This is a genomic window from Pseudomonas peli (genome assembly GCF_900099645.1).
Taxonomy (GTDB): domain Bacteria; phylum Pseudomonadota; class Gammaproteobacteria; order Pseudomonadales; family Pseudomonadaceae; genus Aquipseudomonas; species Aquipseudomonas peli.
The window spans coordinates 1,724,092-1,736,940 of the sequence record NZ_FMTL01000001.1 but is presented as its reverse complement, the minus strand read 5'-3'; the positions used below and the strand labels follow the sequence as shown (position 1 = coordinate 1,736,940).

At 62.8% G+C, this 12,849-nt stretch carries 12 protein-coding genes; 4 read left to right on the top strand and 8 right to left on the bottom strand.

Annotated features, from left to right (window positions below):
- Positions 1–6 precede the first annotated feature (6 nt).
- A complete protein-coding gene (gene glsB, locus BLO50_RS08240; protein ID WP_090250868.1) occupies positions 7–915 on the top strand; it encodes a glutaminase B in 909 nt (302 codons plus the stop codon).
- A 55-nt stretch (positions 916–970) separates the two neighbouring features.
- Here the strand turns inward: glsB and BLO50_RS08235 are convergent, their stop codons facing one another.
- From BLO50_RS08235 to BLO50_RS08220, 4 genes are all read right to left on the bottom strand, one after another.
- Positions 971–2,326, bottom strand: coding sequence for an 8-oxoguanine deaminase (locus BLO50_RS08235; protein WP_090250866.1), 1,356 nt, complete (start codon positions 2,324–2,326; stop codon positions 971–973).
- A gap of 169 nt (positions 2,327–2,495) precedes the next feature.
- Positions 2,496–2,951: a GNAT family N-acetyltransferase gene (locus tag BLO50_RS08230; RefSeq protein WP_090250862.1), complete on the bottom strand. Its 456-nt coding sequence runs from the start codon at positions 2,949–2,951 to the stop codon at positions 2,496–2,498.
- A 58-nt stretch (positions 2,952–3,009) separates the two neighbouring features.
- A complete protein-coding gene (locus tag BLO50_RS08225) occupies positions 3,010–3,996 on the bottom strand; it encodes an asparaginase (protein WP_090250860.1) in 987 nt (328 codons plus the stop codon).
- Between the two features lie 88 nt (positions 3,997–4,084).
- Complete coding sequence (locus BLO50_RS08220; RefSeq protein WP_090250857.1) at positions 4,085–5,527, bottom strand: alanine/glycine:cation symporter family protein; 1,443 nt, start codon at positions 5,525–5,527, stop codon at positions 4,085–4,087.
- Between the two features lie 163 nt (positions 5,528–5,690).
- On the opposite strand from BLO50_RS08220, the gene BLO50_RS08215 reads away from it, so the two are divergent.
- Positions 5,691–6,509, top strand: a complete 819-nt coding sequence (locus tag BLO50_RS08215; protein WP_090250855.1) for a helix-turn-helix domain-containing protein — start codon at positions 5,691–5,693, stop codon at positions 6,507–6,509.
- A gap of 12 nt (positions 6,510–6,521) precedes the next feature.
- Here the strand turns inward: BLO50_RS08215 and BLO50_RS08210 are convergent, their stop codons facing one another.
- The 3 genes from BLO50_RS08210 to BLO50_RS08200 are packed head-to-tail and all read right to left on the bottom strand — an operon-like array spanning position 6,522 to position 8,304.
- A complete protein-coding gene (locus BLO50_RS08210; protein WP_090250852.1) occupies positions 6,522–7,199 on the bottom strand; it encodes a GNAT family N-acetyltransferase in 678 nt (225 codons plus the stop codon).
- Positions 7,200–7,213: 14 nt separating this feature from the next.
- Positions 7,214–7,657 carry a GNAT family N-acetyltransferase gene (locus BLO50_RS08205; protein ID WP_090250849.1) on the bottom strand — a complete coding sequence of 148 codons (444 nt, stop codon included), beginning with the start codon at positions 7,655–7,657 and terminating at the stop codon, positions 7,214–7,216.
- Positions 7,654–8,304, bottom strand: a complete 651-nt coding sequence (locus BLO50_RS08200; protein ID WP_090250847.1) for an FMN-binding negative transcriptional regulator — start codon at positions 8,302–8,304, stop codon at positions 7,654–7,656. Before BLO50_RS08200 ends, BLO50_RS08205 begins: the two co-directional genes overlap by 4 nt.
- A gap of 249 nt (positions 8,305–8,553) precedes the next feature.
- Between BLO50_RS08200 and pdxR the strand changes: the two genes are divergently transcribed.
- A complete protein-coding gene (gene pdxR / locus BLO50_RS08195) occupies positions 8,554–10,044 on the top strand; it encodes a MocR-like pyridoxine biosynthesis transcription factor PdxR (RefSeq protein ID WP_186343787.1) in 1,491 nt (496 codons plus the stop codon).
- Between the two features lie 66 nt (positions 10,045–10,110).
- Positions 10,111–11,271 (top strand): hypothetical protein, encoded by a 1,161-nt coding sequence (locus tag BLO50_RS08190; RefSeq protein ID WP_090250844.1) that lies wholly within the window; start codon positions 10,111–10,113, stop codon positions 11,269–11,271.
- A gap of 106 nt (positions 11,272–11,377) precedes the next feature.
- Here the strand turns inward: BLO50_RS08190 and aspA are convergent, their stop codons facing one another.
- Positions 11,378–12,802, bottom strand: coding sequence for an aspartate ammonia-lyase (gene aspA, locus BLO50_RS08185; RefSeq protein WP_090251350.1), 1,425 nt, complete (start codon positions 12,800–12,802; stop codon positions 11,378–11,380).
- Positions 12,803–12,849: the final 47 nt, after the last annotated feature.

Here is a 12,849-nt window from a genome sequence, read left to right as displayed (position 1 = left end):
CTGAACATGCAAGCGCTGTTGAATGAAATTCTTGATCAAGTCCGCCCGCTGATCGGGCAAGGGAAAGTGGCCGATTACATCCCGGCGCTGGCCGATGTGCCGGCCAACCAGCTGGGCATTGCGGTGTACAGCAACGATGGCGAGTTGTACTGCGCCGGTGATGCGCACACGCCGTTCTCCGTGCAGAGCATTTCCAAGGTGTTCAGCCTGGTGCAGGCGATCGAGCATTCCGGTGAGGATATCTGGCAGCGCTTGGGTCATGAGCCCTCCGGCCAGCCCTTCAATTCGCTGGTGCAGTTGGAATTCGAGCGAGGCAAGCCGCGCAATCCGTTTATCAATGCCGGTGCGCTGGTGATCTGCGACATCAATCAGTCGCGCTTTGCTGCGCCAGTGTTGTCGATGCGTGACTTTGTGCGCCGTCTGGCGGGTAACCCGGAGGTGGCGGTGGACCAGCGGGTGGCCGAGTCGGAATACCAGCACCGCGCACGCAATGCAGCGGCGGCTTACCTGATGCAGTCCTTCGGCAATTTTCACAACGATGTGGAAGCGGTGTTGCGCAGCTATTTCAGTTACTGCGCGCTGCGCATGAGCTGCGTCGACTTGGCGCGGGCGTTCTGCTTTTTGGCTAACGACGGCTTCTGCAAGCACAGCAGTCAGTCGATTTTGAGTGCGCGGCAGAGCAAACAGGTCAACGCGATCATGGCCACCAGCGGCCTGTACGACGAAGCTGGTAACTTTGCCTACCGTGTCGGCCTACCGGGCAAGAGTGGTGTTGGCGGCGGCATTGTCGCTGTAGTGCCGGGGCGTTTCAGCGTGTGCGTGTGGTCACCGGAGCTGAACGCCGCCGGCAACTCCCTGGCCGGGATCAAGGCCCTGGAGCTGCTGAGCGAGCGGATCGGCTGGTCGGTGTTTTAACTGCCGCCGTAGGAGCGGCGGGGTACCGCCCAGCAGCTCCTTCAGGGTGGATGCATCACCCAGCAATCAACTCCTTGGCCGCCTGGCGGTGATCGGCGATCAGCTTGGCCACGTCGAGGCCTTCGATCTGGCCGTCGATCACGCGCCACTGGCCGCCAATCATCATCCGGTCGGCCTTGTCGGCGCCGCACAGCAGCAGGGCGGAGATTGGGTCGTGGCTGCCGGAGAAGCGCAGCTCGTCGAGTTTGAAGAAGGCCAGGTCGGCCTGCTTGCCCACCGCCAGTTCGCCAATATCGCTGCGCCCCAGTAGCTTGGCCGAACCCTTGCTTGCCCAACCCAGCACCAGTTCCGGGGTGATCTTCTCGGCACCGTAGCGCAGACGCTGGATATACAGGGCCTGGCGCGCTTCGAGGATCATGTTCGAGGCATCGTTGGAGGCCGAGCCATCCACGCCGATGCCGATGGGTGCGCCGGCGGCTTCCAGGTCGAGGGTCGGACAGATGCCGGAGGCCAGGCGCATATTCGAGCTTGGGCAGTGGCAGATACCGGTGCCGGCCTGGCCCAGGCGGGCGATTTCATCCGGGTTGAAGTGAATGCCGTGTGCCAGCCAGGTGCGCGAGCTGAGCCAGCCGACGCTATCCAGATAGTCAACGGTGCGCAGGCCGAAGCGCTGCAGGCAGAAGTCTTCTTCGTCGAGGGTTTCCGCCAGGTGGGTGTGCAGGCGCACGTCCAGTTCCTCGGCCAGTTCGGCGCTCTGGCGCATGATTTCCTGAGTCACTGAGAACGGCGAGCAGGGCGCCAGGGCGATCTGGATCTGCGCACCGTCGCCGCGCTGGTGGTAGTCATGGATCAGCCGTTGGCTGTCGGCCAGGATCACTTCACCCTGTTGCACGGTCTGCTGCGGTGGCAGGCCGCCGTCGGCTTCGCCCAGGCTCATCGAGCCGCGGGTGAGCATGGCGCGCATGCCCAGTTCGCGCACGGCTTCGACCTGCACGTCGATGGCGTTTTCCAGGCCGCCTGGGAACAGGTAGTGGTGATCTGCCGCGGTGCTGCAGCCGGACAGCAGTAGTTCGGCCAGGGCCACTTTACTGGCCAGGGCGAGCTTCTCGGGGGTCAGGCGTGCCCATACCGGGTACAGGGTCTTCAGCCAGGGAAACAACGGCTGATTGACCACCGGGCCCCAGGCGCGGGTGAGGGTTTGATAGAAGTGGTGGTGGGTGTTGATCAGCCCCGGCAGCACCACATGTTCGCGGGCATCGAAGGTGCGATTGCAGGGTTGGCTCGGCTGCTGGCCAGCCTTGAGCAGTTCACTGATCACACCGTCTTCAATCACCAGGCCGCCGGCAGCGTCGAGGTTGTTGGCAGTGAAGATGGCGAGGGGGTTTTTGATCCAGATACGTGTAGCAGCCATTGAGTTGGCTCCTCTGAAGTTGGGTTCAGGTTAGCCAGCTCAGTGTTTACCCTGTCTGCTGATCCAGGTGCGCGGCCGGCGCAGGTGGCCGGGCGTGGCGCAAAAGATAACGCTGTAATCTGCCTGCGGCAAGAGCGCATGGCAGAATTTCTGACCACGAAGTCAATGCTTAGAACACTTTGCGGTATTGGATGAAACCAGAGCGTTCAGCGATACGTTCATACAGCAGCATGGCCTTGCTGTTGCTCTCGTGGGTCATCCAGTAGGTACGCGAGCAGCCCTGTGCCTGGGCTTCGCGGTAGACGTGCTCGATCAGCTTACGGCCGGCACCACTGCTGCGTACATCCTTGCTGATAAACAGGTCCTGCAGGTAGCAGTAGTCGCCGGGTGTCCAGGTCGAGCGGTGGTAGATCCAGTGCACCAGGCCAATCGCCTGGCCATCATGCCAGGCCAACGCGGCATGCATCGGCTCGGCCGGGTCGAGAAAGCGCTGCCAGGTAATCTCGCTGGTCGCGGCGGCGATTTCGGTCATATAGAACCGTTGATAGCCCTGCCACAGCGGTAGCCATACGGCATGGTCGGCGTCGGTTATCGGGCGGATTTCGACGGGAATGCGGATGGGCATGCTGGCAACCTCGTTGGTTTAGTAAAGCCCTTACAGCCTAGCTGCAAGAGCCCAGCCTTCAATAGGCGCGTTCACCACAGACATCCAGGGCGAACCAGTGTTCCACCTCGGCCTGGCTCAGACCGGCACCGAGCAGGGCGAACAGCTTGCCCAGCGCCGCTTCACGGGTCATGCCGCCGGCGGAAATCAGCCCGGCGCTGGCCAGTTGGCTGCCGGCGGCATACACGCCGAATTCGACATGGCCGTGCGGGCACTGGCTGATCGCGGCCAGTACTACGCCACGTGCATGGGCGGCCTTGAGCACATCGAGCAGTTCAGCGTTGTCTGACGGGCCTGTCCCGCTGCCGTAGCACTCCAGCAGCAGGCCTTGCACGCCGCTGTCCAGCAGGGCGCGCACGTGGTTTGCCTGGATGCCGGGGTAGAACGGTAGTACGGCCAGATTCACCGGCTGGCGCGGTTGGCGGTAGTCGATATTCGCTGGAATGCTTTCCGCACGTGCGCTCTGGCGCTGGCGTGGCAGCACGTGGAAGGCATCGAAGGCATCGCTGCGCAGCTTGCTCACCCGCGCGCCATGCAGCAGCTCACCGTTGAAATACAGGTGCACGCCCGGCGTGACGCCGGCCTGCAGCGCACGCATGGCGCCGAACAGGTTGCCCCAGGCATCGCTGCCCTCGGCACCGGCCGGCAGCATCGAACCGCTGAGAATCACTGGTACGGGCAAACCCAGCAGCAGAAAGCTCAAGGCGGCAGCGCTGTAGGCCAGGGTGTCGGTGCCGTGCAGCAGCAGTACGCCGTCGCAGCCGTCCTGCTCGATGCCGGCGCGAATCGCCGCGACCATCGCCAGCCAGTTGTGCTGGTTCATATTGGCGCTGTCGATTGGCGGCAGCAGCTCGCGGAAGGTCCATTGCGGCAGCGGCTGAGACTCCAGCGCTTGCTGGCGGCGCAGGCGCTCATCGAAACCGGACGCTGGGGCCAGGCCCGTGGCGCTCATTTGCATGCCGATGGTGCCACCGGTGTAGAGCACCAGAAGATTGCTACAACCCATCAGGGGTCTCCGTACTTTCATTGTTCTTATAAGAAAACAGGGGGCCAAGCCCCCTGTTTATTACAGCGTATGCAGCGTTAGCAATGACTTAGCGCTGATGCACGCTGTTGCCAATTTCCGCATGGCTGGCCGGGGCGTTTTGCGCCGCGTTAGGCCATGCAGCTGGATCGAGGTCCAGGTCAGCGAAGTTTTTCGCATCGAATACTGGGGACTCTACACCGGCTTTGCGCTGGTCGTCATAGTCGCGCATCAGGCGCAGGCCAGTCTTGAACAGCAGGAACATGGCGGTCAGGTTGACCAATGCCAGCAGACCCATGGTTACGTCGGCGAAGCCGAATACGGTCGACAGGTCCTGCATCGAGCCCCACAGCACCAGTGCAATCACCATCACGCGGTACAGCTGCAGCAACCAGCGCTTCTTGCTGAAGAAGCTCAGGGCGTTCTCACCCAGGTAGTAGTTGTACACCAGGGTGGTGAAGACGAAGAGCAGCAGCGCCATGCTGACGAATACGCGGCCCCATTCGCCAACTTCGGCGGCCAGAGCAGTTTGGGTCAGAACGACGCCCGCCATCTCGCTACCCGGCTGATACACGCCCGACAGCAGGATGATCAGCGCGGTGCTGGTGCATACCAGAATGGTGTCGATAAACACGCTGAGCGACTGCACGATGCCCTGAGCGGCCGGGTGCTTGACCTCGGCGACGGCTGCTACGTTTGGCGCACTGCCCAGGCCCGCTTCGTTGGAGAACAGGCCGCGTTTCACGCCCATGATGATGGCCGCACCGATACCGCCGGCGAAAGCTGGCTCCAGGCCGAAGGCGCTACGCACGATCAGGGCCAGGGTTTCTGGTACTTCGGTGATGTTCATGCCCAGTACCACCAGCGCCATGCCGATGTAGGAGAACGCCATGATCGGTACCAGCACGTCAGCCATGCTGGCGATGCGCTTGATGCCGCCGAAGATGATCAGGCCGATGACCGCTACCAGTACCAGACCGCTGACATAGGTCGGTAGACCAAAGGTGTCATGCAGCGAAGTGGCGACGGTGTAGGACTGTACGGCGTTAAAGCCGAAGCCGAAGGTCACCAGCAGCAGGATTGAGAACACCACCGCCATCCAGCGCTGACCCAGGCCGTGCAGGATGTAGAACGCCGGGCCACCACGGTAGGTGCCATCAGCCTCGCGGCGCTTGTACAGCTGCGCCAGGGAGCATTCGAAGTAGCTAGTAGCCATGCCGAGCAGCGCCACCAGCCACATCCAGAATACGGCGCCAGGGCCGCCGAGCATGATCGCCACTGCGACGCCAGCGATGTTGCCGGCCCCTACGCGGCCAGCGACCGAAAGCATCAGTGCTTGAAACGAGCTGAGCTGGCCTGGCTGGCGCTCAAAGGCTTCGGCGAAGATGCGGAACATGTCGCCGAAGTAACGGAATTGGACGAAACGCGAGCGAATCGAGAAGTACAGACCGAGCCCGACCAGGGCGACGATGAGGACCTTGCTCCAGAGCAGGTCATTGAGCAGATCGAGCATGATGAGGTTGCCTCTCTTGTTGTTTTAGATAGGTTGACACCGCGCCACCGTGCGGCCCCGGCATGGTTGTGCAAGGGCCTTTGTCGTGCAATTTCGCGGGTCGCGGCGAACTGATGCGAGTTGATGCTAGAATCGCGTCGCTCGCATCACCAGGAAAACCGCCATGTCCGACCATCTAGGGTCCAATCTAAAGCTGTTGTGCAGCCATTACCGGTCAATCGCCGAGGTTTGCCGCAAGCTCGCGATCAATCGCGCCCAGTTCAACAAATACCTGAGCGGGCAAAGCCGACCGACGGCTTACAACCTCAAGCGGATCTGCGATTTCTTCGGTGTCGAAGCCTACGAGCTGAGCCTGCCGTCCGAGCAGTTTGCCGACCTGATTGGTGCGCGTACGCCGGGCCAGGTTTCCGGCGCGCGTACCGACGCATTGGTGGAGCTGCTCAAGCCCCTGCGCGCGCATGCGGGCAACCTGTCGCGTTACTGCGGCTACTACTTCGAATACTCCAACTGCATGTCGGTGCCGGGCACCGTGCTGTTATCGCTGGTGCATCTGTGGGAGGAAGACGGCGACTTTCTGTTCGAGCGCCAGGAGCGTCAGGAGCGATCCGCCAGCGCCGACGTGCAGGGCGAAGACTGGGTGCGCTGCCGCTACCTAGGTGCTGCGTTTCAGCTGCAGGACCGGCTGTTTCTGATGGACTACGAATCGCTGACCCTCAACGAAATGAGTCAGACCATTCTGATTCCCAGCTACAAGAGCCGCATCACTCGCTTGAACGGCCTGAAAACCGGCGTCTCCAGCGGCGACCGCCGTAGCCCGGCCTGCACCCGTGTGGTGTGGGAATACCTCGGCACGGAGATCAACCGCATCAGCGCCTACCGCCAGGTGCGCCTGTACCGCCCGGATGATCCGCGCATCGACGACGACGTGCGCCAGCGGCTGGCCGATGCACCGCTAAAGAACGGGCTGTTCGAGATCGAATAAACCGCTGCGCTATTACCGCAGGTCTTGCAGACGCTGCTGCTGCCGTCCCACGTCATCGAAATTGTCCGCCGCCAGCCAGCGTTCGAAGGCCGCGTTGCAGGCCGGCCATTCGCTGTCGAGGATGGAGAACCAGGCGGTGTCGCGGTTACGCCCCTTGACCACCATATGCTGGCGAAACAGCCCTTCGTAGCGGAAGCCCGAGCGCTCAGCCGCGCGCATCGAGCGGGCATTGTCAGCGTTGCATTTCCATTCCAGGCGGCGGTAACCAAGCTCGCCCAAGGCCAGCTTGGCCAGCAGATACACCGCCTCGGTCGACGCCGGGCTGCGCTGCATGGCGCGGCCGAAGGCGATATGGCCGATCTCGATACAGCCATCCTTGGGCGCAATGCGCAGATAGCTGAGCAGGCCGACTGCACGCTGCTGGCTCAGGTCGATCACGCTAAAGAACAACGGATCGCGACTGGCCGCATGACCGCTCAGCCAGGCATCGAACGCCGCGCGTTCGCTGAATGGGCCGTAGGGCAGGTAATCCCAGAGTGCCGGGTCGCTGTCCGGGCCTTGCAACGCCTGCCACAGGTCGTCGCCATGGCGCGCCGGGTCGAGCGGTTCGAGGCGCACATACTGGCCGCCCACGGGTTGATGGGCTGGGGTAGGCGCGGGCTGCCAGCCGATTAGCGGTTGCTGGGGCATGCTGCGGCTCCTGTTCAGAACTGTTTGCGGTATTGGATAAAGCCCGAGCGCTCGGCGATGCGGTCGTAGAGCTGGCGGCCTGGGTAGTTGGTTTCCTGGGTCAGCCAATGCACGCGGCTGGAGCCGGCCGCCTGGGACTGGGCATAGACGTGCTCAATCAGCCGCCGCCCGATGCCGCCGCCGCGCTGATCGGCGCCGACAAACAGATCCTGCAGGTAGCAGCTGTTCTCCAGCGACCAATTAGTCCGGTGGAAGATCCACTGCACCAGCCCCACGGCCTGGCCGTCGCGCCAGGCGAGGGCGGCATGGGTGGGCTCGCTCGGCTCGAGAAAACGCTGCCAGGTCATGGCGCTGACCTCGGCGGGCAACTCGCTCTGGTAGAAGTGCAGGTAGCCCTGCCACAGCGGCAACCAGGCGGCGTGATCGGCAGTGCTGACGGGTCGGATTTCAATGCTCATGGCGCTTCCTTGGCTAAGTGTTGGCTATTGATCTGTGCGGCCAGTTCGCGGTCGCGTGGGTCATGGCTGGCGTGCAGGCCCTCGCGCACGCCGGTTTGGTCGGCCTGGCTGCGGTTCTGCCCGAGCTTCCATTTGCCTTCCAGGCGCTCAATGGGCAGGGCGAAGCCGACGATGGCGCGCAGCATGCTGTCGATGTAGTCGCGCGGTGCATCGCTGACCGCCCAGGGCTGCGGACGCTCGGCTTCGTGCAGCGCGCTGAGGCGGCTGACCAGCTGCAGCAGACGCTCAGCGTCATCGAATACTTCGGCGCGGCCATGGGCCTGCACGCTGATGTAGTTCCAGGTCGGCACCACCTTGCCGTGCTCGGCCTTGGCTGCGTACCAGGACGGGCTGATATAGGCCTCCGCGCCCTGGAAGATCACCAGCGCCGGGCTGCCTTCAGCGAGGTCACGCCACTGCGGGTTGGCCCGGGCGAAGTGGCCGTACAGCGTGCCGTAGGGGCCCTCATCGGCATCCAGCAGCAACGGCAGATGGCTGGCGAGCAGGCCCTGAGTACCGTGGCTGACCAGCGTAGGCAGGCGCGTGGCGCGCATCTGCTGGTGCAGCGTGGCGAGGTCGTCCTGGCGGAAGGCTGCGGGCGTGTACATGGGCGGGCTCCTAGCAGGTCGTTGAAAAACGTTGGCGAGGCAGCCAGTGCAAGGCAAAAACAGGCGAAAAAGCGGAGTTTACGAGCTGTAAATGAGCATTTTGAGACGCCGTGTCTCGGCCTGTTTTTAACGCCGCAATGGCAACGCAGGTAGTTTTTCAACAGCCTGCGAACGCGATGGAGCCATGCTAGGCAGAATATTGGTCTGTTGTAAGATCCACTTTCTGCGACTTCTATGGAGCCAATCGGCATGGCCATTCCGTCCGCTGCGCCGCTGCCGGTCGATCTGTCCGGCATTCACCTCGACCCACAGCGCGGCCTGGCGCGTCAGCTGTATCAGGCGCTGCGTGAACGCATCCTCGATGGCCGCCTACAACGCCGCACGCGCTTGCCGGCCAGTCGTGATCTGGCGAACCTGCTGGGTATCTCGCGCAACACCGTGACCCGCGCCTTCGATCAGCTGTATGCCGAGGGCTATATCGAGGGGCGCATCGGTGCCGGTACTTATGTGGCCGAGTTGAGCGGGGCGACGCGGCCGGCTCTAAAAGCCGCCACCTCGGCGCAGCCGTCCGTCAACCCGCAAAGCGCGGCGCTGCAGCTGTTGCAGACGCACCATCTGAATCCGCCATTGAGCGGCCCGCCACGGGCGTTTCGCGTCGGCGTGCCAGCTTTTGATCTGTTTCCCTTCGAGACCTGGGCGCGTTTGTCCGCGCGCTTCTGGCGCAAGCCCTCGCCGGCGCGTCTGGGCTATGGCGACCCGGCTGGCGATTTGCAGCTGCGCGAGCTGATCGCCGCCTACCTGCGCAACAGTCGCGGCCTGCACTGCGATCCGGCGCAGATCATCGTCACCAACGGCGCGCAGCAGGCCATCAGCTTGTGCGCGCAGTTGCTGGTCACGCCGGGCGCACGGGTGGCCGTGGAAAACCCCGGTTACCGTGCCGCTGGCCATGCACTGGCGATCGCCGGGGCGCAGCTGTGTGGCGTGGCGGTGGATGGCGAAGGCCTGGATACCGCTGCGCTGGAGGAGGTCGAAGGATGCCGGCTGGTTTACCTGACGCCCTCGCACCAGTACCCGACCGGCGTCACCCTGTCGCTGGCGCGGCGCCTGCAACTGCTGGAGTGGGCCGAGCGTAATAACGGCCTGATTATCGAGGACGATTACGACGGCGAGTACCGCTACAGCGGCACGCCGTTGGCACCGCTGGCGGCGCTCGACCGCCAGGGCCGGGTGCTTTACGTCGGCACCTTCTGCAAAATCGCCTTTCCGGCGCTGCGTCTGGGTTATCTGGTCTTGCCGCCGGCGCTGGCCGAAGCCTTCGCCCAGCGTCGCGCCCTGGATATGCGCCATTCGGAAATCGGCACCCAGGCGGTGATGGCCGAATTTATCGCCGCCGGGCACTTCCAGCGGCATATCCGCCGCATGCGCACGGCCGCCCGCAGCCGGCGCGATGCGCTGCTTGCTGGTTGGCCGCAGAACATTCCGGGCTGCGCACCTTTGCCGGCGGTGGAGGCGGGGTTGCACCTGTGCGTACGGGTCGACAGCCTGACCCGCGAGCGTGAGCTGATCAGCGCCGCCGAGGGGGTTGGTGTGGAGATCAGCGCGCTTAGCAGTTACTGGCTGCCCGACAGCCGCACGCCGGACGATCAACGCGCCGGGCTGGTGCTGGGCTTTGCCGCGGTGCCTGAAGCGCAGATTAATGAGGCTTTGGCTGCTTTGCGCCGGGTCTGGAGTGCGCATTAACGCCAGGAAAAAAGGGATGGTCGAGGTTACCATCCGGGTTTTCTTTGACGCATCAAGGACGATCACATGCGTTGGCTGTTTCTCACGCTCATTATGGCGCTTGGTGTGTTGGCATTCGTCGATCTGCTTGGTCGCACGCAGCCGCTTATGGTGGCCTTTCCCGCGCGCGGCCAGTTGCAGTTCGTGGAAATCACGCTGGCCGGACTGAACTCCGCAGAGGTCTGTCGTGCACAGCGGCGCGGCGGAACGGCCTGCCGTTGGGTGATGTCCCTCGAGGCTGATGATGCGCGTAGCTGGCAGCTGATGCTCGAGCCACTGCTTGATCGTCAGGATCATCGCTATGCCTTGCTGCAGCCTGGTGATCGTTTACGTCTTGGCCTTTTCCAGGAGCGTGTTTATGCCCTGCAGCGCCTTGCCGCGAATGCCACGACGCCTGGTCTCGAAGCAACTGCCACTTTGCTGAGCGAAGCGGCGCTCTACGACTGGCGCTACCGCTGGCTGGCAATCCAGATGCTCTGGCTGGCGCTGGATGTGCTGGTGATCGCTGTATCTTTTTATCTGCTCTGGCGACGACAGCGCTTGATTACGTTCAACCAGCAACTGTTGGCTCATGTGCTGGTGCTGACGGTTTTAGCGAGCATGCTGTGGAGCTGGCGACCTCAGCCTTTGCCTGAGGAGCATGCATTGGTTGATCTGCCTGTCCGGTTCTTCGCCATTGGCGAGCGGCTTGATTGTATGGCTGGCTGGAGCCGGGTCACGCGTTGTCAGCCGCAGCGCTTTCTCCAGGATGACCAAGCACGGGTTTGGCCTTTGGCCTATTCAACCAGCCATTCACTGAGTATTGATCGCGGTGCGGAGCTGGAGTTGGGGATGCATGGCGATAAGGTCTACCGCATCACCTACCCCATGGTCGATGTCGGTGAGCCAGCTAAGTGTATCTATCGACAGAATCCCATGGCCAGGCGAACCCAGGTGATCTGGATCTGTGAGGATGCGCTGGAGGCTATTGAGCGTGGTCGCCAACCGCTGGCTGCCCTACAGGAAAAGGCTAAGCAACAGATTGCCGAGCTGAAACGTTTTCCACCCATGCCTTACGACTGGACTGAGCAGGCCTATCTCGAAGCACTCACGTGGCATAACCGCCTCATCTTCTTGGTGCTGTTAGTGCTGGGGATAATGTTTGTGTTGGGTCTTTTGTTGCAGAGGCCGATTCGGGTGCGCTCGTAGGAGCGAGCTTCGCCTAGTCATGGTGGAACCAGGCAAAAAAGGGATGGCCGTGGCCATCCCTTGAGGAGTGGAGGCGGGGGTGGCCTCCTGTAACGCAGAAGTTCGCTTACTGGCTGAGGGGCACCAGGCGCGGGGCGATCATGTTTTCCGGGCGCAGGATGTCGGCCAGCTCGGCGTCGCCCAGCAGCTTCTCCTCGCGCACCAGCTCCAGCACGCCACGGCCGCTTTCCAGCGCTACTTTGGCGATGCGCGTGGCGTTCTCGTAGCCGATGTAAGGGTTCAGCGCGGTGATCAGGCCGATGGAGTTTTCCATCAGTTCGCGGCAGCGCGCTTCGTTGGCGGTGATGCCGTCGATGCACAGCTCGCGCAGCATATCCATGGCGCGGGTCAGCAGGCGGATCGAGTCAAAGATCTTGTAGGCGATCAGCGGCTCCATCACGTTCAGCTGCAGCTGGCCGCCTTCGGCTGCCATGGTCAGCGCCAGGTCGTTGCCGATCACTTCGAAGGCCACCTGGTTGACCGCTTCCGGGATCACCGGGTTGACCTTGCCCGGCATGATCGAGCTGCCTGGTTGGCGCGCGGGCAGGTTGATTTCATTGATGCCGGTGCGCGGCCCGCTGGAGAGCAGGCGCAGGTCGTTGCAGATTTTCGACAGCTTCACCGCGGTGCGTTTGAGCATGCCGGAGAACAGTACAAAGGCGCCCATGTCCGACGTGGCTTCGATCAGGTCGGCGGCCGGGGTCAGCGGCTGGCCGCTGATAATCGCCAGGCGTTTGACCGCCAGCAGCTGGTATTGCGGGTCGGCGTTGATGCCGGTGCCAATCGCGGTGCCGCCCAGGTTGACTTCGGTGAGCAGGGTCGGGGCGAGCAGCTTGAGGTGCTGCAGGTCTTCGCCGAGGGTGGTGGCGAAGGCGCGGAACTCCTGACCGAGAGTCATCGGTACGGCATCCTGTAGCTGGGTGCGGCCCATTTTCAGCACATGGCTGAATTCCAGGTGCTTTTTCGACAGCGACTGGATTAGCTTGTCCAGCGCGGTCAGCAGGCTGTCGTGGCCGAGCAGCAGGCCGAGGCGGATGGCGGTCGGGTAGGCGTCGTTGGTCGACTGCGCCATGTTCACGTCGTTGTTCGGGTGCAGCTGCTTGTAGTCACCTTTCTCGAAACCCATGGCTTCGAGGGCAATGTTGGCAATGACTTCGTTGGCATTCATGTTGGTCGAGGTGCCAGCGCCGCCTTGAATCATGTCGACCACGAACTGGTCGTGAAACTCGCCCTGAATGATGCGTGCGCACGCGGTGCTGATCGCCGTGTGCTTGGCGGCGGACAGGTGTCCCAGCTCGCGGTTGGCGTCGGCAGCGGCCTGTTTGACCATGGCCAGGGCGACCACCAGTTTCGGATAGTGCGACAGCGTCACGCCGGACAGGCGGAAGTTCTGCACGGCGCGCAGGGTCTGGATGCCGTAATAGGCATCAGCAGGAACGTCGAGGGTGCCGAGCAGGTCTTTTTCGAGGCGAGTGGATGCAGCAGGGGACATGATCAAGGTCATCTCAGGAAATACGGCATATGCCGCGATGGCCCGTA